The organism is Paenibacillus sp. J22R67, from assembly GCF_059692175.1.
On the sequence record NZ_JCAUAX010000017.1, the window covers coordinates 49,956 to 73,477 of the forward strand.

The following is a 23,522-nucleotide window of genomic DNA, read 5'->3' on the forward strand; positions in this document are numbered from 1 at the left end:
GCGCCATAGGAGCGGAAGGGCCTTAAGGTTATATGGTGAAAAAGAAACCGTGATCGGTGAAGCATTTGTCGTTAATCAACTACCAGATAACCAATCATTGGTCCGCTATGGGCGATATCCGTATGTGTCATACATATAATGCGGTACGTGCCTTCTTGATCGGCAGTGAAATGAACGATGGTTTCTTTTCCTTTTTTGACTTCACCGCTAATGTTAAGTCCTTCAATGAGAAAAGGATGACTTTCACCGTTAACGCCGTAAATGCTGAGTTTGATTCGTTCCCCTTTTTCGATGAAAACAGTGCCGGGGTCCCAGCGATAGGCTTCAATCGTTTTTCCATCTTTGGTGGTCGATTTGAACTCGCCTACAACCATTTGAATGGTTCTTTCGGGCGTAGGCTCGGCCAGTGTGGGTACGATTTTTCCACGGTTCATGTAGAGAACACCCGAGAGAAGCAGCAGCAGAACGACGGCTGCCAGATAGAGATGCTTGCGCTTAATAATCCATACTTGGGACATAGGGCCAGCCTCCTGTACAAAGATACTTGTACATTTTATGCAAAAGCTTGTCAGCACATGAATATTCTTTCCGATCTTGCTGGGCAATAAGTGGGTGAAACTGGTTGATGAGAGCCCGTCTGTGTTAGAATGGAGGGTAGAAATCGGATGGATCATAGAGGGAGAGAGGGTTCATGAATGGGTGAGTTGATTCACAGTGTTTTGCTTTACTTGGAAGGGCTTGGGTATTGGGGGATTTTCCTCGGATTAATGCTGGAAGTGATTCCGAACGAGCTGCTTCTTGCCTATGCGGGCTATTTGGTATCCAAAGGTGAAATTAATTTCTTTGGTGCCATCGTTTGCGCGGTAATCGGCGGGACACTAGCCCAAATCGTGCTTTATTGGATCGGACGCTATGGTGGCAGACCTTTCCTTGAGAAGTACGGCAAATACTTGCTGATCAGCAAGCATCATATCGATGTCGCTGAAGCGTGGTTCAACCGCTATGGCACGGGCATGATTTTTACAGCTAGATTCATTCCTATCGTTCGTCACGCTATATCTCTTCCTGGTGGTATGGCCAAAATGCCGCTTGGTAAATTTACTCTGTACACAGGTTTAGCACTAATTCCTTATTCCTTTCTCTATGTTTATTTGGGGATGAAGCTCAAAGATAACTGGGAGACGATTGATGAAATCGCAGGGCCGTACATCAAACCATTAATTATTGCAGCGGTTGTTTTAACATTATTGTATGTGGGCTATCAATTTTATTTGAAAAGAAAAGCGAAAGTTTAGCGATCTGGATTTGCGCATTCGGTTCAATTTGTTACAATAATAAGGAAGAATCACGAAAATGGAGGGACTTTGATCTAGATTCAATGATCCCTATATTAGGAGGATGAGTAGCGATGAGTACGAATCTTGCAAGCAAATTGCGCACTGGCTTGAAGCCACAGCAATTCATTGACGGCATGGAGAAAAATAAAGACAAATTTTTGGATTACTACAACGGGTTTGCATGGGACAATGAAGAGGATAAGGAATATTTTGATTCCCTAAACAACCGTGATGATCTGCGCTGTGTCATTATTGCTGCAGACTGGTGTGGCGATGTTGTTCGCAACGTGCCTGTCGTATTCAAAGCGCTAGAAAACAGCGGTGTGCCAGTGGAAGTGTTGATTATTGAGCAAAACTATGACGTAATCGATCAGTTCTTGACAGGTGGCGGCCGTTCGATTCCAATCGTTGTGTTTACGGATACTGGCGGTTTTGTACTTGGACATTGGGGCCCGCGCCCGGCCAAAGTTCAAGCGGTCATGACGCAGTTCAAACAAGAAAATCCAGATCGCGAAGCGTCAGATTATAACGAGAAAATTCAAGTAGCCAGAGCCGAAATGGGTCGTCAATATGGTGAAGGTAACGGATACCACGCTGTTATCGTGAAGGAACTTCGTGACTTAATCGAGTCGTTCTAAGTGAATGCTAAGGTGAGGGCATATGATTAACATAGAAACATTTGTTTTAGGACCGGTTAGCACCAATGCGTATTTATTATCAGATCCGGAGACCAAAAAGGGTATTATTATCGATCCTGGGATGAACCCCAAATCGCTGATTAAGAAGATTGCTGACTTAGACATTGAAGCGATTCTTCTGACACATGCGCATTTCGATCATATTGGCGGCGTCGATGAAATTCGCAAGCTCAAAAAGTGTCCCGTTTATATTCATGATTTGGAGGCCGATTGGCTGACCAATCCGAAGAAGAACGGTTCCACTCGCTGGCCTGAGTTAGGCGTGCTTATTGAGACCGAGCCAGCCGAGTACGCGCTGGACGAAGGGCAAACGTTGGAGTTTCTGGGCATCAAACTCAAAGTTTTCCATACGCCCGGTCATTCGCCGGGAAGCGTGAGCTTCCTATACGACAAACACTTGTTCAGTGGCGATGTGCTGTTCAAACTGTCAGTAGGCCGAACGGACCTGCCTGGCGGGGATAATAATGAGCTGCTGGACTCCATCCAGGATAAGCTGTTCCTCCTCGAAGACGATACGATCGTCTATCCGGGGCATGGTGGTAAAACTACGATTGGCTTTGAAAAAGATAATAATCCATATGTGTAGAAGAAACAGCGAGTCGGGAATGCTTTCCTGACCGCTGTTTTTTTGTTGTCTCCACCTGCGGGTTGAGGGGGACTCTCGCCTTTAAATCTCCACTAAATTCCTCCGGTACAAGCGGGCAGATGCAGGAGGCTCGTTCGCCCATGATACGTAACCATTTTTGGGTGAACTGGGTGTTTACCGTGTTCGTGGTAGGTGCTCCCCCATAGACTGATGTTGTAAGCTATTCACCCAACCCTAACGATAACAACCTAATGTTAAAGCTTCAATATTCTAAGGAGGTGCTCCATCCATGGAGTTTGTAAAACCAACGTATCCAATTGCACCGATGCCAGCTCCGATGCCTATGCCAGCCCCGATGCCTATGCCGATGCCAATGCCAGTCGCACCGGCGCCAGCGCCTATTATGCACCACAAACCAGTTCACAATGACATTCACCTGCATGCTTCGTACCAACAAACCTCGTTTGTATTCCCTAAACCGGTTGCCGTAGCGCCAGTAGCCAAAGTTTGCTCATACCCTAACAACAACGTAGGCAGCATTCTTGTTCTATTCATTTTGCTTGTCATTATTACACGTTGTATCTGTAAATATTAATAGTAGTCTTTGACTCGACCCACGGCAGGTTATTCCTGTGTGGGTTATTTTTTGTGATTATGTGGTACATGCCTTGTTCTCGGATGGTAATTTCAAATGTGAACCGCAAAGTAGTATCATTTTTTCACAACATAGAGTCACATTTGATCCCCTCATCTTGTTAAGCTTAGAGGGTCAACAAGAAACAATGCAGCGATAATTCATAAATGATTGGGGACTATATCATATGCAAAAAAGCGATGGCATGAATTACGCACCAGTCGGTACTTTTAACTCTGTATGTCAACCTGGCGAGTTTATATTTGCAGCAGCAGCTTTGGATCACGGTCATATTTATGGGATGTGCAATGGGCTTCGTGAAGCGGGCGGCGAGTTGAAATGGGTCTATGATCCGGATCCTGCAAAAGTAGATACATTTGTGAGCAAATTCCCGGGCGTACGCGTGGCTAGCTCCTTGGAGGAGATCCTTCAGGACAGCGAAGTCAAGCTGGTTGCCTCAGCAGCGATCCCTAGCGATCGTGGACCTCTTGGCCTGAAGGTAATGGACAGCGGCAAAGATTATTTCACAGACAAAGCGCCGTTCACGACGCTAGAGCAGCTGGAAGCGGCACGCGCGAAGGTTGCTGAGACGAAGCAAAAGTATGCGGTTTACTACAGCGAACGTCTTCATTCAGAAAGCTCCAACTTTGCGGAGCAGCTTATTAAGCAAGGTGCGATCGGACGTGTGCTGCAGGTAATTGGCCTTGGGCCACACCGCGTTAACTTGTCGAGCAGACCGGATTGGTTCTTTGAGAAAGAGAAGTTTGGCGGTATTCTGTGTGACATCGGAAGCCATCAGATTGAGCAGTTCCTTCAGTTCACAGGTGCGAAAGATGCCAAGGTCGTACATAGTAAAGTGGCGAACTACCACTATCCGCAGTATCCGACATTTGAGGATTTCGGCGATGCGACACTGGTTGGAGATAATGGGGCGACGGGCTATTTCCGAGTGGACTGGTTTACTCCGGATGGCTTAAGCACGTGGGGCGATGGTCGTATGACAATCCTCGGTACGGAAGGTTATATTGAACTTCGCAAATATGTGGATATCGCCAGAGAGCAAACAAGCAATCATGTGTATCTTGTGAATGGGGATGGCGAACAGCATTTTGCTGTGAGTGGCAAGGTGGGCTACCCTTATTTCGGACAGCTGATCTTGGATTGTTTGAACCGTACAGAAAATGCGATGACGCAAGAGCATGCCTTCAAAGCGGCTGAGTTGTGCCTGATTGCGCAGCGCGATGCGATGAGAATTGCACCGGAAGGTAACTACTAATAGCTGCTGTCACGCAGCATGCAGGAATGATGAGCTGACCTCTACGGAGGTCGGCTTTTTTCATGAAAGTGCCATTGTCGCTCTGTTGCAGACTATTTTATAATAGGAGGAGAGGACAAGGGGGGATGAATATGGCGGGGGACATGCAACTAGATGAGCAACTCCATTTATGGTACCAGGCTGCTGTGAAAATCATGGATGTACGGCATGTGAAGATGACATCCGGCGAAGCGCTGCGCGCCTACCGACTTCCTTCGAACGCTTTTATCTTTGCCTTGCAAGGCGGTGCGAACATTGCGCTCGATGATCGCGACTATGCCGTTAATAAATTCCATCTCCTACACAGCGGGAAAGGAAGCTACCTAGATATCGAGCTTACGGAGGATATTTTCGAGTATTACCTCGTGCTGTACAAGGCTAGCATTCCGCTTCCTACGATGAAAGATAAACTGAAATACATAGATAAAAGTAATCCCTTTTGTATACAGTACAGTTTCTCTCCTCAACTGCCGATGGTGCTTTATCAGAACCTGGAGCAGCTCGAGCAAGAGTGGAACGACGCCAGCAGGTTATCGAAATTGCATGCCAAAACATTGCTATACAATTTCATTTACGAGCTGATATGCCAGCTTCATGACCAGAATGTGCCGATGATTCAAGGGGATCCGGTCACGCAAGCGATTCGCTTCATCCATGAGCATTACGCAGAAGCGATTACGCTGGAGCGATTAGCGGAAGTGCTCGACTGCAGCCCAAGGCAAGTGACGCGTATGTTCAATAGTCATATGAACGCCAGTCCGATTGACTACCTGATTCGGTATCGCATGGAAAAAGCCAAGAAGCTCTTGCTGGATACGGATGCTACGCTTCAGCAAATTGCAGCTGGCGTTGGCTATCAGGATGTTTATTTTTTCAGCCGCACATTCAAAAAGCATACAGGCATCGCACCGGTTCATTTTAAGGAAAATCACCAAACGCCCCTTCACAGTCTCAATAATCCATTCCTGATGTCTATATCTTCCATTGCATTGCGCAGGCGGGGAGGGCATACTAGTCATGAGGATAATAATCATTCTCAATATAGGAGTGAAGGGGTATTACCAATGTACAGAAGTTCCAAACCGTCTATTGCTTTAGTTTTATTGCTCAGCCTTACCTTATTCGTAACGGCATGCGCAAGTTCATCAAGCCCAGCAGGGGATAACGGGCAAGCGCCAGCTTCCACGAGCAGCACCAAAGAGCAAGCCGCTAGCGAACGGGTTTTAAAAGATGCATTAGGACATGAAGTGAAGGTTCCAGCCAATCCGCAACGTGTTATCGCTTCATATTTAGAGGATCACTTGGTAGCTCTGGGAGTTAAGCCTGTTGCGCAATGGTCCATTAATAAAGGGACTACGTCCGTACAAAACTATTTGCAAAAAGACCTGAATGGCATTCCGACGATTCCTTTTGATCTTCCGTTTGAAGCTGTGATGAGCTTTAAACCTGATCTGATCATTATGGACAGCGCGGAAACTGTTGCAGGTGATAAATATGATCAGTACTCCAAGATTGCTCCGACCTACACGGTTGGTGGCGAGAAAAACAATGATTGGCGCCAAGAGCTGCTGACCATTGGTGAAGTTCTGAACAAGAGCAAGGAAGCTAAGCAAGCCCTGGGTACATACGACAACAAAGCCAAGGATGCTAAGGAAAAGCTGCAAAAAGCGATCGGCACACAAAAGGCCGCGGCGCTTTGGGTGACGGCTAAGGCTGTTTATGTAGTAAGCGAGAAATTATCGAGTGGCGATGTGTTGTACAAAGATTTGGGACTTAACGTCCCAAGTGTCGTCCAAGAAGCTTCCAAAACAGGAACAGCTAACTGGCTCTCCCTATCCATGGAGAAGCTCGCTACGCTGGACGCCGACTATTTGTTCATTGTGAACAGCAAAGGCGTGAGCAAAGAAGAAATTCTCAAAGATCCCGTGTGGGCAGGGATTCCTGCTGTGAAAAAAGGTCAAGTTTATGACTTTGACAACAACTCCAGCTGGTTATACACAGGTACTATTGCGAACAGCCAAATGATTGATGATGTTCTGAAAAGCGTTGTGAAGTAAGTGAAAAAAGCTCTTGGATCGGCAGTTGCCGGCTCAAGGCCTTTTTTTATTGTGGAAAATGTGCGAAGGTGGCGGTTTCGCGGGTGTAGCGATGTTTTTCATCGTTAACGCATGCTGAGCGCGCGAATTGCTCGCTGTAGCGATGAAAAACACGCTTACGTAGCGTGGAAAGCCCTCGCATCCAGCGGTCTCGCCGCTGTAAAGATGTTTTTCATCGTTAACGCATGCTGAACGCGCGAGTTGCGCGCTGTAACGATGAAAAACACGCTTGCGCAGCGTGGAGACCCTAGGGGTGAAAGTTCATATCGGGGAACCAATCAGCGTTGGAAGCTTGTTCCATAATTTATTGATCGAGGAAAGCAGTCATGGAAGGTTTTTTAAAACCTTTTGTGACTGCTTCTTTTTTTGTAGGTTTACAAAAACACAACATCCAATTAACATTCCACGAATAAAAAACCAATAGAATACAATTAAATACTATGTAAAAACAACTAAATAAAATGTTTTATCGTGATTGTTTGTTGTTTTTATGTAAAAGGAGGCTAGTTTTCTTCAGGTCAGTCAGACTTTTTCTTTGAACACATCGAGTGGCAAATCGAAGATATTATAAGGAGGACTCATCATGTTAAATGCCAAGAAAGTGGTATCCGCATTAATGGCCTGTACCATCGCTTGCTCCGTCGTTTATTCAGCGGGAGCGGGTTTTATCCCTGTTGCCTTTGCGTCCACAGTTGAGAGACCAGCACCTTCCGTACCAGCAGGCCGATATGAACAGCCTGTCAGCGTAATGCTTACTTCCTCAACACCGGGAGCAGACATCTATTACACGCTGGACGGCATGCTGCCAGACGAAACCAGCTTTAAGTTTAATGGGACGCCGATCGTCATCACAGAGTCAGCGAATATTTCCGTTATTGCCTTGAAAGATGGCGTTTGGAGTAAAGCCGGAACATACGGCTATATGATCAAGACATCCGAACAACCGCTGCTGAAATTCGCAGCGATGTCTGATCTCCACATCGGTAGGAACAATGATGCTGATAAACTGAGCACGAAAGCAAGATATACAAGTAATTTTGACGTCATGTCTTCCATTTTTAAGCCAGATGCCATTGTGATCGGCGGCGATTTAATTAATGATAACGGCGATGGGAAGGGGCCAGATCATACATTTGTTCACGAAGTATTTCAGGAACAAATGGCACGAAAAGGCTGGGACGATATGCCTGTACAGATTGCCATCGGTAACCATGACGCTAGTGTTGCCGATGTGAAAAATGGTTATCCTGCTGAATGGTTCACAAGCCAGGCAAACGGATTTTACGAGAAGACGATCAAAGGCTATTCCTTCTTCTTTCTGAACGGGAACAATTACAACGGCGATACAGGCCAAAGAAACTGGTTAAAGGGAAGACTCGCAGAACTGACGGCAGATCCGGCGAACCTTAACAAGCCGATTTTTATTACGTTGCATCATCCGATTAGCGGTACGGTTATGGACGGACAGCAATCAACGAATGCGAACTTGTATACGGATTTGCAAAACTTTCCGCAAGTCGTTGTTCTATCCGGCCACTCGCACTTGAACATTAACGATGACCGTGCCATTTATCAGAAAGATTTTACATCGGTCAATCTGGGATCTATGTCTTATGTGGAAACAGAGGGCGGATATGCGGCCGTCACACATGAAGGTCTAATGGATAACCGTGACCAGTTCCCGGATAACCAATCTGAATTTATTGAGGTGTACAGCGATCGCATCGAGATTGAGCGAGTGGAGTATAACGGTGATCCTGGCTCCATCATTAATGGGGGTTTATGGCAAGGGATAGGAAATGAAGGTGCGGGTACCCCGCCCCCTTACTCCAGCGCTGGCGCTTTAGCCGGTAAGAAATGGGTTGTGAAACTACAAGGAAACTCCAATGCAGAAATTAAAAGCAACTTCACTTACACATCAAGCAACCGCAACAAGATAGCCCCCCAATTTCCAGTCAATAACATTCTTCAGGTATTACCCGGAACCAATCATGTGCCGGTACTTTCTTTCAGACAAGCCAAAGACGATCAATCCATGCATCACTACGAAATCAAATTGTATGACCAAAGAACGGCTGATGTCGTGAAATCCTACAACGTTTTATCGGATTATTACTTTTCGCCGATTCCGAACAAAATGAATATTCCGATGGCTGGCCTGGCTCCAGCAACATCCTACGTCATTTCAGTAACTGCGGTCGATTCTTACGGTAATAAAAGCGCTCCTCTGCAGACATCTTACCGGACGGAAGGAACCGCGCCTGGATCGACGCCAATCGACCCAGCAACGATGTGGAACCAGCTCGTTGCGGATATGAAATTTAACGGCAATCTGAATGAGGATGCTTCCGGTGCAACGGGATTGGCTGCTCCAACCGGCAATGTCACCTTCGTCGAAGGCAAATCGGGACAAGCTGTTAATATTGCAGCAGGTAGTGGCAACTATGTCGATCTGGGCGCCAGAAACGACTTAAAGTTCGGAAGTGGCGATTTCACACTTTCGTTCTGGCATAAGGGCGATCTGGCAGGAGATCAGACGATCCTCTCCAATAAAAACTGGAATTCCGGTGGAAATCCAGGCTGGTATGTCGGTCCTGCCTCTACAAACAGCATGAGCCTTAACATGGCTTCTGGGGGTAACCGAATTGATTATTCAGCATCAAATGTGGGTCAGGAGTGGCACTACTTTACGATATCCGTAGATCGGGCACATAACTCAGCTGCAACCTATGTGGATGGCGTTGTAAAAATGACCAAAGACATCTCGGTGCTAGGTGCTCTCAGTATGGATACTTCTTTTAACATTATTCTTGGGGCAGACGGCAATAAAGGCAATGGCGGAGCGAACGTTACGCTAGACGATTTGAAAATATGGAAACGCGCTTTGTCTGCAACAGAAGCCAAAGCGTTATCCGACTCCTACAAGGAAGAGTCATCAGACTCTCTATACAATTTCAGTCAGTTGACCGCAAAAATTCAAGAATCCGAGCAATTCATTGCCCATGTTACGGGAACAACGGGATTATCGCTTCCTGCGCAGGTGCAAAATGCGCTGGCAGTCCAGATTTCGGCAGCAAAATCGCTGACTTCCGGCTCCGTAGCAACGGTGATCGATCAGGCTTATCTAGATTTGATTTGGGCTCTGCGAGCAGCTCAGAACGGTATCATTTATACATTTATTCCGAAAACAGAGTTTTCGATTAATTCCTATAGCTCTTATGCAGATAATGATGGTGATGCTGCCGAGCATATTCTAGATGGCCTGGAAACGACAATCTGGCATACTAACTATCAAGCGCCAGCTGCTCCTTTGCCGCATTGGGTCATTATCGATATGGAGAGCACGCATAAACTGAGCGGTGTTCAGAGAAAGAGCCGTCCAAATCAAGGTAATAATGATTACCCTAAAACGTTTGACATGTATGCTTCGGATAATTTGGCTGACTTAAGTGATCCTGCATTCTTGTCGAGTGCTACTAATAAAGCTGCTGGCACCTTTGGCCAAACCTGGACAGGTACGGTTTATAAAGATTATGTCTCTTTGGACAAAACGCTGCAGGGGCGGTATGTGAAATTTGTCGTAACCGGAACCTATAACCCTGCTGCAGTCTATACCAGTATGAGTGAAATCGATTTTACAGGTGAAAAAGTCTCAAGCGTCAATGCGAGTTATTTGACGGACTTGAAAGTGAACGGCACTTCATTGAGTGGTTTCGATCCGGACAATTTCAATTACGCGTTGTCGGTACCTTATGGGACAACCGTGGCAACTGTGACCTATGAGAAAGCGAATCCTACTGCAACCGTAGTGGTTCAAGGCGGTGACAATCTGGTCGTTGGTGCTAATCCGATTACCGTTACGGTAACGGCGCAAAATGGCGCGATAAGTGTTTACAACATTGTGGTAAACAGACAATCTCTGCCGCCATCGTCTGACAGTTCTTTGATTGATTTGCGTGTGAATGGAACGACGGTGAACGGATTCACGCCAGGGACGCTGAACTACTCGGTTGAAGTTTCTAATCTTACAACCGTAGCAACCGTGACTTATGAGAAAGCAAGTCCTGCTGCAATAGTAGTCGTGAGTGGCGGTGAAGATTTGATCGTCGGTGCTAACCCGGTAACCATTACTGTGACCGGGCAAGATGGAGCGAGCAAGAGTACGTATTGCATTATTGTAATCAGACAACCCCAAGCGTTATCGTCCAACGCAAATTTAGTTGATCTGCGCGTGAATGGAACGACGTTGAGTGGATTCGTTTCGGACAAGCTGACCTACGATATTAATGTACCGTATGGCACAACTGTGGCAACTGTGACATATGCCACCCAGGATATCGCAGCATCGGTGGTTATTATAGGGAATAGTACGCTAAGTGTCGGCTATAATACGTTCACAGTTGTGGTGAAGGCACAGGACGGCACAATCAAAAATTATGTAATTAAAGTTGATCGTGTCTCAGATTCAGACTCAGACTCAGATCAAGGTGTGGGTTCAACAGGACCATCAACAACCAAACTTCCGGATAAACCGGAACTGCCAAAAGACGCTGTAGTCATCAAGGATGAGGACATAAAGGACGGCAAGTCGTCCGTATCTGTTGAATTAACAGAAGGAAAGAATCGCTTGATTATTCCGATGGATCAAGCCAAGCAGTTTAATGGACACTCTCTGGAGGTTCAAGCGCAGAACATAAAATTAGTCGTTCCTGGTGAAGTGGTGAAATCCGCCAGTAACTTACTGTCAGGGCCCTCGAATTCCACTTCGGTTACTGTAAAAATCGAACCGATTTCAGCATTGCGAGCGGAACGAACACTACAGGAAGCAAGCCGCAAAGACAATGGTATTTACAAGTTAGGCGGACAAATAGTTGATTTATCGATCTATGCTACGGGTGCTGACGGTAAACAGGTTGACTTGGTTAAGCTTGAAAAGTCGGTAACGATGACGTTCCCAATTCCAGCGGGAATGGACCCGAAGTTGGCGGGGATTTACGAGATCATGAAAGACGGAAGTCTTGCCTATTTGGGCGGAAAACGTGTTAATAGAGATACCGCAATCGAAATAGGGGTTAACAGTTTCAGCCAATTTGCAGTGATGTCTTTGGAGAAAACGTATAATGATGTTACAAAAGAGCACTGGGCATTCTCGACAATTCTAGAGCTCTCCGCACAACATATCGTGAACGGGGCGACAGATACTACCTTTGCGCCAGGTAAGGACATTTCCCGAGCAGAGTTCGCAGCATTGCTAGCCCGAACGATGAACCTTTCATCTGACAATACGTCTCCGTTTGGTGATGTGGCAGGGAGTGACTGGTTTTCGAAGGAAGTAGCTGCAGCGTATCATGCGGGAATCATTACAGGTAATTCCCAGCAAGCATTCGAACCGAATCGCAGCATTACCAGAGAAGAGATGGCCGTTATGCTCGTCCGAGCCTATGAGCATCGATCTGGCACGAAACTTGAGCCATCCTCAGAAGCAAGCTTGGATGCATCTGAGATTAGTGATTGGGCCTTGTCTTATGTAAATAGCGCGATGAAAGCAAAGCTATTGACAGGGCGCCAAGAAGGGCGATTCGTACCCGAAGAGCATACGACCCGTGCGGAAGCAGCGCAAGCGATTTACAACCTTCTGAACTAGACATTAAAAAGGATCGCCAACCACCTGTAAAGTAGGGGGTTGGGCGATCCTTTTTGGAATGCACTAACTTCCAAAGTAGGGATTTTGATAGACATAAGGGCTTGTAGGTGCATCTTGAGTGTCTACCGTTTTTGCAACGATTACTAACACGTCTTTGCCTTCAAATTGACGTTTCTCTATGGTGCCGAGAGCGACAGCGTATGTATCGGTTTTCCATTGTTCTGGAGAGAAATCGGTTTCCACCAAGATAGCCAGCGGTACAGAGTCTGCGACACAGCACCTCATAGAGAATCTTCCCAAGGCAAATTGGTTTTTGCTCATAGTATCCAGACGGTAAATATAACCGCTAATCTGTACCTTTTTACCAACAAATTGATCTTGATACAAGTCCAGAGAAGTCAGCGATTCGATATAGAAGTCATCGTTAATTTCAATGAGAGGCTCCTTGTACATGTCCACAGCTCGCTTGGCGTAAGGCTTGGTGTATGCATTAAACGGAAAGGTCTGTCCTGTATCTAGTTGCAGTTTATCATTCGGGACTAAGTTCGGACTTGCATCGCCGTAATTGTTATTGACTAGGATGCCCGAAGGGGTGAAATTTAACCCTTTTTTGGCCGCCATTTGACTGCCTAATACCGCGTTAGGGAATGAAAAAGCAAGAACTAGAGGAATAATCAACACCGCGTACATAAAAATAACGCCAGGTTTCCATTGGTCGTGGCTATGCGCAGAGCATGAGCAGGTGGTCGCCGGTACCTTGTTCTTGGCGCGGATATCTCGAACCGCCAAATAAAGCTGGTGCATCGCGAGCACATACATGCCAACAGCAAGGCTTTTTACCCAGAGATCCATGGACGGAGCCACATAATAAATCAAAGCGTCAGAACGGCTAATCTGTACGATAAAAATAACGAATGCGAGTAAGACTGCGGCTCGAATTGTTCGATGCGCAAACGTGGACCATTGTTGCATAGTTACCTTGCCTCCATTCTATAAGTACGAATACAGTTGATCGAATGCGACCGACCCTAACAGAACGACTGCTGCTGAAATGAGCATAACCGTCACGACGGTTTTGACTCGGAATACCTTAAGCAGCATCATCGTGCTTTTGATATCGAGCATAGCGCCAAACACGAGAAAGGCGAGTACAGAGCCGAGGCTGAAACCAGGGATGAATGTAGCGCCGACGAAAGCGTCTGCGGTGGAGCAGATGGAAAGGATGTAGGAAAGGCCCATCATAAACAGATGAGGAGTGAAGTCCCCATCGCTTAAGGTAAGAAGCCACTTTTTGCTTACAACCGTTTGCATTAAAGCAGTAACAGTAGCGCCTAAGACTAAGAATTTGCCTACGTCAAACATTTCGATGGCGGCATGGTCCAAAGTTTCATGCCATTTACTTGTCCATGCTGCTGATTTTGGTGTTTTATTCGGGAGAGTTCGTTTGGGTTTTTTTTTGCTCGGAGTAACTTGCTCAATTGTTTGGTTCACTGGTGTGCGAAGCGCAGAATCGCGTACGCCTCGGGCAGCCCACAGCCCAATAATAGCCGCTGTGACAAACGCCAAAACCATACGGGCAATTGCCATCTCGGGGTGAGCGCGGAATGCAACGAAAGTGGACGTAAACACGATGGGATTAATAATCGGTCCAGCCACCATAAAGACAAGGCCGATATAGGGCGGCATGCCTTTGCGGATCAGCCGATGGACAATAGGGATAATTCCGCATTCGCAAAGCGGGAAGACGATGCCCAGCAAGCATCCAAAAAGGATGCCGGGAATTGTTTTTTTCGGTATCCATCGTTGTAGGGTGTGATCGCTAATGAATGTTTGCAGCAAAGCAGAAATGACGACGCCGAGCAGAATAAACGGAAACGACTCTAGTAAAATACCGAGAACCATGGTGCGAAAGTCACTTAGAAAACTCATTGATTCGCTTGCCTCCTTAACAAATGAAGAAAAAAAGAAATAACTGACAACAACATTTAAGTTGTGTTTTTAGTTTGTTTATCATTTTTTTTGTGTTGATTTTAACAAGCGATTATTATTTCTACAACATCATTTCGTTAAGAAATTATTAAGAAGAAGCGATGATGGTCAATTCCTCTATCCACAAAAAACGAAAAAACACCCGACATCAAAGGATGTCAGGTGTCTTGATCTTGCCTGGATAAATCGGAAGCTATGAGTTGTTATTGGCAAAGTACTCACGAGTATTTTTGCGGGATTGAGGTGTTAATACGCGATCAAGCTCTTCATTCAGCCAAGTAAGTGACTTGTTCCGCAGAACATTGCGCATACTATCTTCAGCCTCAAGCATGGTCATATTAATCACACAAGGAGAAGCTTTGGTGCATGCTGCAAACTCTTCATCACGATTACATAGATAAGTATTATCTTTTATATTTTTGCATTGAAAAATAGGCGTAGCCCCTTCAACAGCCTCAACTACATCCCAAAAAGAAATATCCTCAGGAGACTTGGCTAATTTATATCCACCTTTAACCCCAGGGACAGAGCTCACGATACCAGCCTTGGTTAATTTACTGAAAATCTTCGAAAGATAGGTCTCGGAAATGCCCTGAAAAGCGGAAAGCTCTTTAATCCCAATCGTAGAATCAGGAGGAATATCAATTAAATATACCAAGCAATGCAGTCCATATTCAACGCCAATACTATACTGCATGCAAACACCTGCTTTCAGATAAAAAAAGTTCTTATCCATCATCTTAGGTGGATTTAATACCCTTGTCAAATAGGGCTATTTGGCATTTTTAACCAATAACTCGCGTTTGAATTTTGGGTTGACAGCGATAAACGAAACAGATATATTATAGACAAGGTTAATCGGCGATTAAAGTTGTCGACGATATGCCAAGCGAAATAACATTGATCATTCACGGAAAGGAGAAATTCATCATGTCAACCGTATTGTACGTAACCGCACACCCACTAGAGAAAAGTACATCCTATAGTTTGTCTGTAGGTCACGAGTTTATCCAAGCCTACCGTGAAGCAAATCCCAAAGATGAAGTTATTCATTTAGATCTATTTAAAGTAGATGTTCCTCAACTAGACGCTGACGTTCTAAATGCCTGGAGCCAATTGAGAAGCGGCGGTACCTTCGATCAATTAAGCGCTGGTTCTCAGGCTAAAGTGGCCCGTTTAAGTGAACTGGTTGATCAATTTGTAGAGGCAGATAAGATTGTTATCGCCAATCCAGTATGGAATTACTTATTTCCACCTGTATTGAAAGCCTATATTGATGCCATATGTGTAGCAGGAAAAACCGTTAAATATACACCAGAAGGGATCATTGGCTTAGCTGCTGACAAAAAAATGCTTCATATTCAGGCTTCCGGCAGCGTGCTCTCAGAGGGACCAGCAGCAGGCTTCGAATTCGGCCATCGATATTTGACGGCGATATCTCAATTCATTGGGATACCATCTATAGAAGTTATTTATATAGAGGGCACGGGGGGAGCACCAGATCAAGCACCTGCCATTAAAGAAAAAGCCATTCAACAAGCGCTCGAACTAGCCAAAAGTTTCTAAGGTTACACATTATATTCTAATTGTGATGCTCGGTAGGTCCAGTTAGAACAAAAGAGGCATCATGAAATACATTCTATTTGTATTAGTTGGGGCTTGCAGCTTCGGTCTATTATCTACTTTTGTAAAGAAAGCCTATGAGTCTGGATTCCATGTCGGCGAGGTTGTCGGCAGCCAAAATCTGTTCGGTGTGATTATGCTGTGGACTTTGGTGTTCATCACTGCGAAATTCACGAAGCAACCCGCAGCGCGGCAGGTATTTAGAGTAACAAAGCGCCAAACGCTCTCACTCATGGCTGTAGGAACGACGACAGGCATAACAGGAATGCTCTTTTATACGGCGCTCCAGTATATATCGGCTTCCTTCGCGATTATCTTGTTGTTTCAATTTACATGGATGGGAATCTTGCTCGAAGCAATCATTGAACGTAAGCGTCCTGGGAAAGATAAAATTGTATCGCTCATCCTCTTGTTTATCGGAATTATTATGGCAAGCGGCTATTTGGTTGGAGACCAGAAGGAGATTTCTTGGCTAGGTGTTGCTCTTGGCTTGTTGTCTGCGATCACTTATGCGCTCTTCATTTGGTTCAGTGGGAAAACGGCCAAACAAGTCGTTCCGATCACACGTAGCGCCATTATGCTATCTGGCTCGTTTATTCTCGTCATGTTGGTGTTCCCACCACATTTTCTTATAAATGGATCTCTTCACGAAGGACTGTTACCTTGGGCGCTGCTGCTAGCACTCTTTGGTGTCGTCATTCCACCGTTATTCTATGCGATTGGCGTGCCGCGTATTGGCGGCGGATTAGCTACAATCTTGAGCGCTGCCGAACTGCCGACGGCCGTCATCATGTCATATGTCGCACTGAGCGAGTCCGTCAACTGGCTGCAATGGCTTGGTGTGGGGATCACGATATTCGGTATTGCCCTGCCTGAGCTTATGAAGCGCAAGAAGGGGCAGTCGGTAATGGGAAGTTCGGCGCAAAAAAAGTATGAATTACGTTAACAATAAAAAAACGAAGGAGTGTCATACACATGGAAATCAGATTGGATTATATGAAAGTGCAGCCGGAGTCATTTCAAACACTATTAAAATTGGAAGGTTACGTAAAAAAAAGCGGTCTTGACGAGAAACTGGTGGAATTGATTAAACTTCGTGCTTCGCAAATTAATGGCTGTGCCTTCTGCCTTGATATGCATTCGAAAGATGCGCGAGCGATGGGAGAGACAGAGCAGAGAATATACCTGCTTAACGCATGGAGGGAAGCTCCTTTTTATACGGAAGCAGAACGTGCCGCACTAGCCTTAACAGAAGCAGTGACCAGAATTTCGGATGCTGGTGTGCCTAAGGAACTATATGAACAAGTCCGTAAACACTTCGATGAAGCTGGATTTGTCAATTTAATTATGGCGATTAATGCCATTAACAGCTGGAATCGCATGGCGATTTCGACGGGCATGGTACCTGGAGATTATCAGCCTCCTGTACGTAAATAATAAAACTAAAACTAAAAAAACGAAGGAGTGTCATACACATGGAAATCAGATTGGATTATATGAAAGTGCAACCGGAGTCTTTACAAACACTATTGAAATTGGAAGGATACGTGAAGAAGAGCGGACTTGACCACAAATTGGTGGAATTGATTAAACTTCGTGCCTCGCAAATTAATGGCTGCGCCTACTGTCTTGATATGCATTCGAAAGATGCGCGTGCGATGGGGGAGACCGAGCAAAGAATCTATCTGCTCAACGCATGGAGAGAAGCTCCATTCTATACGCCATCGGAGCGTGCCGCACTAGCGTTAACTGAAGCTGTGACCAAAATTTCGGAAGCAGGCGTGTCGGAGGAATTGTATGACCAAGTCCGTAGACATTTTGATGAGGAACAATTCGTTGATTTAATCATGGCAATTAATGCCATTAACTGTTGGAATCGGATGGCGATTTCCACGGGTATGGTACCAGGAGATTATCAACCTCCAGCAAGTAAATAACCTATTTGGCAAGTGAGGCGAAATCCCCATACATGAACTAGGTATGGGGATTTCGTTCGTAATAATCATTTATTTTTTGGGGGAGGAAAAATGAGCTATAACATCCTTTTATTTGATTTAGATGATACATTATTAGATTTCGGCGCGAATGAAATGGATTCGTTAACCAAATTATTTGAGCACCACGGCTATACGTTTTCGGATGAGTTGTTCCAAATCTATAATACTGTCAACAAGGGTCTATGGGCTGATTACGAAAATGGACATATTGTATTGGATGATGTGTTAAACACAAGATTTTCAAAAACGATGCTGAACCTTGGAGAAGTTGTGGAAGGCATCGAATGGGAAAATATATATAGAGAACTTTTGGGTAATGGGTCTCAGCTCGTAATGGATGGAGCTTTAGAACTATGTCAGAGCTTAGCTGTCTCACATAGACTCTTCATAGTCACTAATGGCATTACCCGAACTCAGATAAAGCGATTGCAGCAGTCGGGGTTATATGGATTTTTTGAAGATATTTTCGATTCTCAAAGCATTGGATTTCAAAAGCCTTCCACGAAGTTTTTCGATTACGTGATGAGTCATATTAAGGATTTTAATAGAAAAGAAGCACTTATTATTGGGGACTCCCTAAATACGGATATCAAAGGCGGCATGTTGTCAGGCATTGATACCTGTTGGGTTAATAGAAGGTCACAAAGTGCTGGAGAAATTCAAAGTACCTATACGATTACTAACTTAGCGGAATTATATGATATTTGTACCACAAAATGATTCGTTTGTCAGATCCGCTTTTTGTACACCCTCATTGCAAATAAGTAAGCTACGATCATAATGCCGATGCACCAAGCAAGCGCGACCCATATTTCATTGCCTACTGGCTGACCTGACAGCAATGCACGAATGGCTTCAACAATCGAGGTCACCGGTTGGTTTTCAGCAAAGACGCGAACGATGGTCGGCATCGATTCGGTTGGCACGAATGCCGAACTGATAAATGGCAGGAAGATAATCGGGTAGGAGAAGGCGCTCGCGCCATCGACCGTTTTTGCAGACAGTCCGGCAATTACCGCGACCCAAGTTAAGGCTAGCGTAAACAGTGCGAGTATGCCGGCAACGGCAAGCCATGGCAGCACGCCAGCGGATGATCGGAAACCCATAATCAGCGATACTAGAATGATGACGACAACGGAGATTGCATTGGATACCAGCGAGGTGATGACATGCCCCCATAGTAAGGTGGAACGGGCAATCGGCATCGTGTGAAACCGCTCGAAGATGCCCCGCTGCACATCGATGAACAAGCGGTAAGCCGTATAGGAAACGCCACTAGCAATAGCTATCAATATAATACCGGGCAGCAGGTAATTCACATAGTTATCCGTTCCGGTTTGAATGGCACCACCTAACACATAGACGAACAGGAGCATCATCGCGATCGGCATAATGGTGACCGTGACGATGGTGTCCATGCTGCGGAAAATATGGCGCATGGAACGTCCAAGCATGACGCTAACATCGCTGAAGAAATGATTTTTTACCGATTCCATTTATTTTTCCTCCTTTTTGCTGACGATCGCTAGGAATATTTCCTCTAATGTCGGCTGCTTCTCAACATATTCCACCTTTGCAGATGGAAACAGCTTTTTCAAGTCCGAGAGAGTGCCGCTCGCAATAATTCTGCCCTCGTGTAGAATGGCAATCTTGTCAGCAAGCTGCTCGGCTTCTTCCAGGTACTGCGTCGTGAGAAGCACGGTCGTTCCGCCGTCGGCAAGTTCCTTGACGACTTTCCAAACCTCGATACGTGCCTCGGGATCGAGTCCAGTGGTAGGCTCATCAAGGAAGATGATTTGCGGTTTTCCTACAAGACTCAAGGCTATATCGAGCCTGCGGCGCATACCGCCGGAATAAGTTGCCACCCTGCGGTCGGCTGCGTCTGTCAATCCGAAGCGTTTAAGCAAGTCTTCCGCAACCTGGCGCGGATCCTTGAGGTATCGCAGCTTCGCAATCATGATGAGATTTTCCCGCCCGGTCAAAATTTCATCCACCGCGGCGAATTGGCCCGTCAGACTGATCACCTGTCGTACGTGATCGGGGTTGGACGCGACATCCAATCCATTGATGGCGGCAGTTCCGCCGTCTGCTTTGAGCAGCGTCGTGAGGATTTTGACAACCGTTGTCTTGCCTGCCCCGTTGGAGCCAAGGAGTGCGAAAATGCTCCCTTTTTCCACCTCGAAATCTACACCCTTTAACACTTGATGCTGCTTGTAGGATTTCTCCAGTCCTTTTACTTGAATAGGTTTTGTATGCACGGTTTGCATCAGATTCCCTCCCTTAAATTAAATGACAGTAACTTTTGACAAATTAGCTTCCATACCTTTAAGTGCGGCAAAGGTCAGTTTATCCATCGTTGCGCCGTCAAAGCAGATGCTTTTGATAGCTCTGTAATATTTCTTAGACAAGGTAAACCCCGACAGGAATGACACATTTTTAAGTGTTGCATTTCGGAACGAAACTTCGTTTAAGGCCGCTTTGTCAAACTTAACGCCGATAAACGTCTGTCCGTCAAAACGCTGCCCCGTCAGATCGGTGTACTTGAAGTCAACCCCATCAAAGGAACAACCTTCGAAAGTCGTTTTTCTTAGATCGGTCATCGATAATGTCACGTCGGTCATTCTTATTCCGGTGAATTTGACTCCGTTAAGCCCCGACTTGCTGAAATTGGTTCGGACAAGGATTGTCTTATTGAAGCTTGCATTTGCCAGGTCAATCGCGGTTAGGCTGCAGTCCGTCAGATTCGCGCGGTCGAAGTTGGCTTCTTTTACATCGCTGCTTTTAAATGAGCTGCCCGTCAAATCTGCGCCTGAAAAGTCGGATCCGTGCAAAGCGCTGCCATTGAACTGCCCTTTATGGGCTATAACGCCTGCAAAGTCGCTTTTCACCAGGTTGCTTGCGCTAAAGTTAATCAGCACTTGTCGTTCCAGTGAGCGGGTGAGGTTAGCCACCTCAAGAATTGTTTGTTCGATGTCGCCGATGCTCTCAATTGTCATCTTCAGAGCTGTTTCATCATCTTTGCCCTCAGCTTTGAGTTCTCTGTACCGCTCTTGCAAATCGGAATGCAGGTCCGCCTTTAGTTCCGTCACGCTTTTTACCCCGTCATATGGTGTGAAAACACCGTTCAAATAGTTCGCCAATTGCTGATTCATGATATCAATCTCCTTATAATAAATTTTCTAACACGCGTTTTGCGTACTCCCAGTTGCTTTTGTTACGGGTGTAAGTATCTTTACCTTTTTCCGTAATCCTAAAGTACTTGCGACGTCCTCCTTGCGTTTCATCGCCCCAGTACCACTCGATATCCAAGTCGGCCTCGAGCCGCCGGAAGCTGGAGTACATCGTCGCTTCCTTTAACTCGTATTCGCCGCTCGAACGCTCGGCAATCAGTTTGACAACCTCATAGCCATACCGATCTGCTTCGGACAGAAGCCGTAAAATCATTGTATCCGTATGTCCGCGCAGCAGGTCGGATGTAATTTTGCTTTCGCTCATGTCATCACCTCACATTTATAGGATACGACATATTACTTTGACTGTCAAGGTACTTTTATAAACAAAATACATAATCAGAGTAATTAGTGTTATTCGTACAATACAAGGGGACACAATGTAGATGTTTGGAAGATTGTATGTGAACCGAATTCTATAACGGACACCATTGTCGTTATAATCGATAAATGAGCCTTTTTTCACAAATAACGGACCCGAGAGTCGTTATTTATCAATAAACTGCCTTTTTACACCGCAGATCATGTGAATAGCCGCATTGGTGTCCGTTAGCTTTTAAATAGGCTTCATTTTCTTCGAATAGAGGCTGCTGTGTCCGTTAGCAAAGTAAACAGCCGCGAAAAACAAAAGAGGGTATCCCACAGCCAATACTTTGGCTAATGGGACACCCTCATCCTACAAATGGCATGGGGCACCATCCCCAATATACAGCACAAATCCCCGAGCATTTACTCGGGGATACACTGTTCAATCATATATTCACTTTTGCAATCATTGAGACAATAATCTTTTATAAATGGAAAGGGCCCCGAAGTGCAATCCTTCATGGTACAGGTTATAACGGAGCGACTGCTCTGGAGTTACTAGTGCGAGTCCTGTAGAGGTATTAATGACAGATACACTTTCGTTCAAGCGGTCCATCGGATAATGCTTGCGAATTCTATCTAATTGCTCGGTCAGCAGGGTCTTCAAGTCTGGCAATGTAGGATTAGGAAGTGAAGCAGGGTAGGTGTCATCAAGCGGCGACTTTCCGGAAACGAACCGATCAGTAAACCCTTCTGGCATATGAAGTGGGATTTTCAGCTGCGAAGTCGCCAAGTATTCCGTTACGAAATAGATGTGACCCAGGTGCCAATGGATGTTATTGCGAAAACCAGTGGGAATCCGATCTGCGAGTTCTTCAGTTAGGCCTTCAAATGCTTTCAGTGTTTCTGCTCTAATATTGATCAGTTCTTCGAAAATAGTCGTTTCCATTCTGTGTCGCTCCTCGATTGTTTAATTTGTTAATTTGCCTCTATCCTACAAAGTACTTCGAATTAAGGAGTTACGGCCGGTCGTTCTGAACGGTTCTGCCTTCATAGAACATGCGATCAGGGATTTCGGCTTTCTCCTTGGCTGTCAAGGAGGCCGCGCTTAATTTAAAGATGGCGGTTTTACTACCTAGCGGCGAAACATACCGATCCAAATGGGTTCGTCCCAGCGGCTTATCATAATAGCCTGGAACATATTTATCCAGCATGACCTGCATGGCGGCCGTCGCCTCATCTAAATTGGTTACGCGTTCCAAATTGCCTTCGATGATCACACTCATAAAGGCGGTATCCGTTTTAGCGGGTACGGGGCTCGTGATGGTTCCGTAATTTTCGCTGATTGTGAAACAAGCTCGCGGGTTTTGCTCGATATACGTAATTTTTCTTCCTTCTTCGGCCCCATGAAAATAAATGGCGTTGTTCAGAAAAGAGAAATTGAGTGGAATGACATAAGGGACGTTTTCTGAGGATAGGCCGAGAAATCCAATTTTGGCTTGGTTAAGAAAGTGTTGGATTTTATCGTCATCTGCTGAGCTGCGTTTCACATTGCGAAGTGGAAACATCGTTATCATCGCCTTTCAAATAGTGAGGTCTCAATGGATCGTATCCAAATACTCTCGAATTTGTTCAGGTGTCTTGGCAAACTTACTGTGCAAGTGTGCCAATTTCTCCCCATTCTTAAAAACCAGCAGGCTTGGAATTCCTCTAACATCATATTTTTCGGTAAGCTCTTCGAACTGCTCGGAGTCTACGGCATAGAATTGCTTGTCCGAGTGTTCTGTTACAATATCACCGATAAACCGTTCTAAATTTTTACAATCATGACACCAAGTTGCATCGAATTTCATAATTGTGTAGCTAGCACTATTGATTTTCTCTTGAAATTGCTGTTTTGTTTGAATCCGTTCCATGGTTATCAATCCCTTCTCCATATATTGTGAATGAATGCTTTACGTTATGCTCCTAAAACTACTCGACGTCGATAGCTGCTATTGCAGCGTCGTTCGTAACATTCTATTTATTTTTTGAAGGTTACGTATGAAACTATATCACGAACTATAC

General features: G+C 45.4%; 23 protein-coding genes. 12 read left to right on the forward strand and 11 right to left on the reverse strand.

The annotated features are described in order from the left end of the window. Positions 1-71: 71 nt before the first annotated feature. Positions 72-434 (reverse strand): cupredoxin domain-containing protein, encoded by a 363-nt coding sequence (locus tag AC58VC_RS35045; RefSeq protein ID WP_497376205.1) that lies wholly within the window; start codon positions 432-434, stop codon positions 72-74. Between the two features lie 261 nt (positions 435-695). On the opposite strand from AC58VC_RS35045, the gene uptA reads away from it, so the two are divergent. The 7 genes from uptA (at position 696) to AC58VC_RS35080 (ending at position 12,310) form a co-directional block, all read left to right on the forward strand. Next, positions 696-1,295, forward strand: coding sequence for an undecaprenyl phosphate transporter UptA (gene uptA, locus AC58VC_RS35050; protein ID WP_497376122.1), 600 nt, complete (start codon positions 696-698; stop codon positions 1,293-1,295). A 113-nt stretch (positions 1,296-1,408) separates the two neighbouring features. Then, entirely contained in the window at positions 1,409-1,975 is a 567-nt protein-coding gene (locus tag AC58VC_RS35055) for a thioredoxin family protein (RefSeq protein ID WP_497376124.1), read from the forward strand. 22 nt (positions 1,976-1,997) lie between these two features. Continuing rightward, positions 1,998-2,621, forward strand: a complete 624-nt coding sequence (locus tag AC58VC_RS35060; protein ID WP_497376126.1) for an MBL fold metallo-hydrolase — start codon at positions 1,998-2,000, stop codon at positions 2,619-2,621. A gap of 289 nt (positions 2,622-2,910) precedes the next feature. Next, a complete protein-coding gene (locus AC58VC_RS35065) occupies positions 2,911-3,216 on the forward strand; it encodes a hypothetical protein (protein WP_497376128.1) in 306 nt (101 codons plus the stop codon). A gap of 226 nt (positions 3,217-3,442) precedes the next feature. Continuing rightward, positions 3,443-4,531 carry a Gfo/Idh/MocA family protein gene (locus AC58VC_RS35070; protein ID WP_497376130.1) on the forward strand — a complete coding sequence of 363 codons (1,089 nt, stop codon included), beginning with the start codon at positions 3,443-3,445 and terminating at the stop codon, positions 4,529-4,531. Positions 4,532-4,662: 131 nt separating this feature from the next. Continuing rightward, a complete protein-coding gene (locus AC58VC_RS35075) occupies positions 4,663-6,627 on the forward strand; it encodes an AraC family transcriptional regulator (RefSeq protein ID WP_497376132.1) in 1,965 nt (654 codons plus the stop codon). A gap of 622 nt (positions 6,628-7,249) precedes the next feature. Beyond that, positions 7,250-12,310: an S-layer homology domain-containing protein gene (locus AC58VC_RS35080; RefSeq protein ID WP_497376134.1), complete on the forward strand. Its 5,061-nt coding sequence runs from the start codon at positions 7,250-7,252 to the stop codon at positions 12,308-12,310. A gap of 63 nt (positions 12,311-12,373) precedes the next feature. On the opposite strand, the gene AC58VC_RS35085 is transcribed toward AC58VC_RS35080, so the two are convergent. The 3 genes from AC58VC_RS35085 to AC58VC_RS35095 form a co-directional block, all read right to left on the reverse strand. After that, complete coding sequence (locus tag AC58VC_RS35085) at positions 12,374-13,282, reverse strand: TIGR03943 family putative permease subunit (protein ID WP_497376136.1); 909 nt, start codon at positions 13,280-13,282, stop codon at positions 12,374-12,376. A gap of 18 nt (positions 13,283-13,300) precedes the next feature. Then, positions 13,301-14,239 carry a permease gene (locus tag AC58VC_RS35090; RefSeq protein ID WP_497376138.1) on the reverse strand — a complete coding sequence of 313 codons (939 nt, stop codon included), beginning with the start codon at positions 14,237-14,239 and terminating at the stop codon, positions 13,301-13,303. A gap of 253 nt (positions 14,240-14,492) precedes the next feature. After that, positions 14,493-14,996, reverse strand: coding sequence for an Rrf2 family transcriptional regulator (locus AC58VC_RS35095; protein WP_497376206.1), 504 nt, complete (start codon positions 14,994-14,996; stop codon positions 14,493-14,495). 233 nt (positions 14,997-15,229) lie between these two features. Here AC58VC_RS35095 and AC58VC_RS35100 point away from each other — a divergent pair, with 233 nt between their 5' ends. The 5 genes from AC58VC_RS35100 (at position 15,230) to AC58VC_RS35120 (ending at position 18,639) form a co-directional block, all read left to right on the forward strand. Continuing rightward, entirely contained in the window at positions 15,230-15,865 is a 636-nt protein-coding gene (locus AC58VC_RS35100) for an FMN-dependent NADH-azoreductase (RefSeq protein ID WP_497376140.1), read from the forward strand. Between the two features lie 61 nt (positions 15,866-15,926). Continuing rightward, positions 15,927-16,868, forward strand: a complete 942-nt coding sequence (locus tag AC58VC_RS35105; RefSeq protein ID WP_497376142.1) for an EamA family transporter — start codon at positions 15,927-15,929, stop codon at positions 16,866-16,868. 29 nt (positions 16,869-16,897) lie between these two features. Then, the gene (locus tag AC58VC_RS35110) at positions 16,898-17,359 is read left to right on the forward strand and encodes a carboxymuconolactone decarboxylase family protein (protein ID WP_497376144.1); all 462 of its coding nucleotides are present in this window, start codon (positions 16,898-16,900) and stop codon (positions 17,357-17,359) included. 38 nt (positions 17,360-17,397) lie between these two features. Beyond that, complete coding sequence (locus tag AC58VC_RS35115; RefSeq protein WP_497376146.1) at positions 17,398-17,859, forward strand: carboxymuconolactone decarboxylase family protein; 462 nt, start codon at positions 17,398-17,400, stop codon at positions 17,857-17,859. Between the two features lie 90 nt (positions 17,860-17,949). Further along, on the forward strand, positions 17,950-18,639 hold the full coding sequence (locus AC58VC_RS35120; protein ID WP_497376148.1) for a YjjG family noncanonical pyrimidine nucleotidase: 690 nt from the start codon (positions 17,950-17,952) through the stop codon (positions 18,637-18,639). A gap of 8 nt (positions 18,640-18,647) precedes the next feature. Here the strand turns inward: AC58VC_RS35120 and AC58VC_RS35125 are convergent, their stop codons facing one another. From AC58VC_RS35125 to AC58VC_RS35155, 7 genes are all read right to left on the reverse strand, one after another. Then, the gene (locus tag AC58VC_RS35125; protein ID WP_497376150.1) at positions 18,648-19,415 is read right to left on the reverse strand and encodes an ABC transporter permease; all 768 of its coding nucleotides are present in this window, start codon (positions 19,413-19,415) and stop codon (positions 18,648-18,650) included. Then, positions 19,416-20,186 (reverse strand): ABC transporter ATP-binding protein, encoded by a 771-nt coding sequence (locus AC58VC_RS35130; RefSeq protein ID WP_497376152.1) that lies wholly within the window; start codon positions 20,184-20,186, stop codon positions 19,416-19,418. Positions 20,187-20,204: 18 nt separating this feature from the next. Further along, on the reverse strand, positions 20,205-21,071 hold the full coding sequence (locus AC58VC_RS35135) for a pentapeptide repeat-containing protein (protein ID WP_497376154.1): 867 nt from the start codon (positions 21,069-21,071) through the stop codon (positions 20,205-20,207). Between the two features lie 13 nt (positions 21,072-21,084). Beyond that, positions 21,085-21,414, reverse strand: coding sequence for a PadR family transcriptional regulator (locus tag AC58VC_RS35140; protein WP_497376156.1), 330 nt, complete (start codon positions 21,412-21,414; stop codon positions 21,085-21,087). A gap of 507 nt (positions 21,415-21,921) precedes the next feature. Beyond that, positions 21,922-22,404 (reverse strand): DinB family protein, encoded by a 483-nt coding sequence (locus AC58VC_RS35145; RefSeq protein WP_497376158.1) that lies wholly within the window; start codon positions 22,402-22,404, stop codon positions 21,922-21,924. 70 nt (positions 22,405-22,474) lie between these two features. After that, complete coding sequence (locus AC58VC_RS35150; RefSeq protein WP_497376207.1) at positions 22,475-23,023, reverse strand: pyridoxamine 5'-phosphate oxidase family protein; 549 nt, start codon at positions 23,021-23,023, stop codon at positions 22,475-22,477. A gap of 30 nt (positions 23,024-23,053) precedes the next feature. Then, positions 23,054-23,392, reverse strand: a complete 339-nt coding sequence (locus tag AC58VC_RS35155; RefSeq protein WP_497376160.1) for a thioredoxin family protein — start codon at positions 23,390-23,392, stop codon at positions 23,054-23,056. Positions 23,393-23,522: the final 130 nt, after the last annotated feature.

Coding starts and splice junctions, on each gene's coding strand:
- AC58VC_RS35115 (WP_497376146.1), top strand. CDS start 17,398: ATGGAAATCAGATTGGATTATATGAAAGTGCAACCGGAGTCTTTACAA.
- AC58VC_RS35110 (WP_497376144.1), top strand. CDS start 16,898: ATGGAAATCAGATTGGATTATATGAAAGTGCAGCCGGAGTCATTTCAA.
- AC58VC_RS35095 (WP_497376206.1), bottom strand. CDS start 14,996: ATGCAGTATAGTATTGGCGTTGAATATGGACTGCATTGCTTGGTATAT.
- AC58VC_RS35125 (WP_497376150.1), bottom strand. CDS start 19,415: ATGGAATCGGTAAAAAATCATTTCTTCAGCGATGTTAGCGTCATGCTT.
- AC58VC_RS35155 (WP_497376160.1), bottom strand. CDS start 23,392: ATGGAGAAGGGATTGATAACCATGGAACGGATTCAAACAAAACAGCAA.
- AC58VC_RS35045 (WP_497376205.1), bottom strand. CDS start 434: ATGAACCGTGGAAAAATCGTACCCACACTGGCCGAGCCTACGCCCGAA.
- AC58VC_RS35130 (WP_497376152.1), bottom strand. CDS start 20,186: ATGCAAACCGTGCATACAAAACCTATTCAAGTAAAAGGACTGGAGAAA.
- AC58VC_RS35085 (WP_497376136.1), bottom strand. CDS start 13,282: ATGCAACAATGGTCCACGTTTGCGCATCGAACAATTCGAGCCGCAGTC.
- AC58VC_RS35120 (WP_497376148.1), top strand. CDS start 17,950: ATGAGCTATAACATCCTTTTATTTGATTTAGATGATACATTATTAGAT.
- AC58VC_RS35150 (WP_497376207.1), bottom strand. CDS start 23,023: ATGTTTCCACTTCGCAATGTGAAACGCAGCTCAGCAGATGACGATAAA.
- AC58VC_RS35100 (WP_497376140.1), top strand. CDS start 15,230: ATGTCAACCGTATTGTACGTAACCGCACACCCACTAGAGAAAAGTACA.
- AC58VC_RS35135 (WP_497376154.1), bottom strand. CDS start 21,071: ATGAATCAGCAATTGGCGAACTATTTGAACGGTGTTTTCACACCATAT.
- AC58VC_RS35080 (WP_497376134.1), top strand. CDS start 7,250: ATGTTAAATGCCAAGAAAGTGGTATCCGCATTAATGGCCTGTACCATC.
- AC58VC_RS35060 (WP_497376126.1), top strand. CDS start 1,998: ATGATTAACATAGAAACATTTGTTTTAGGACCGGTTAGCACCAATGCG.
- AC58VC_RS35070 (WP_497376130.1), top strand. CDS start 3,443: ATGCAAAAAAGCGATGGCATGAATTACGCACCAGTCGGTACTTTTAAC.
- AC58VC_RS35140 (WP_497376156.1), bottom strand. CDS start 21,414: ATGAGCGAAAGCAAAATTACATCCGACCTGCTGCGCGGACATACGGAT.
- AC58VC_RS35065 (WP_497376128.1), top strand. CDS start 2,911: ATGGAGTTTGTAAAACCAACGTATCCAATTGCACCGATGCCAGCTCCG.
- uptA (WP_497376122.1), top strand. CDS start 696: ATGGGTGAGTTGATTCACAGTGTTTTGCTTTACTTGGAAGGGCTTGGG.
- AC58VC_RS35055 (WP_497376124.1), top strand. CDS start 1,409: ATGAGTACGAATCTTGCAAGCAAATTGCGCACTGGCTTGAAGCCACAG.
- AC58VC_RS35105 (WP_497376142.1), top strand. CDS start 15,927: ATGAAATACATTCTATTTGTATTAGTTGGGGCTTGCAGCTTCGGTCTA.
- AC58VC_RS35075 (WP_497376132.1), top strand. CDS start 4,663: ATGGCGGGGGACATGCAACTAGATGAGCAACTCCATTTATGGTACCAG.
- AC58VC_RS35145 (WP_497376158.1), bottom strand. CDS start 22,404: ATGGAAACGACTATTTTCGAAGAACTGATCAATATTAGAGCAGAAACA.
- AC58VC_RS35090 (WP_497376138.1), bottom strand. CDS start 14,239: ATGAGTTTTCTAAGTGACTTTCGCACCATGGTTCTCGGTATTTTACTA.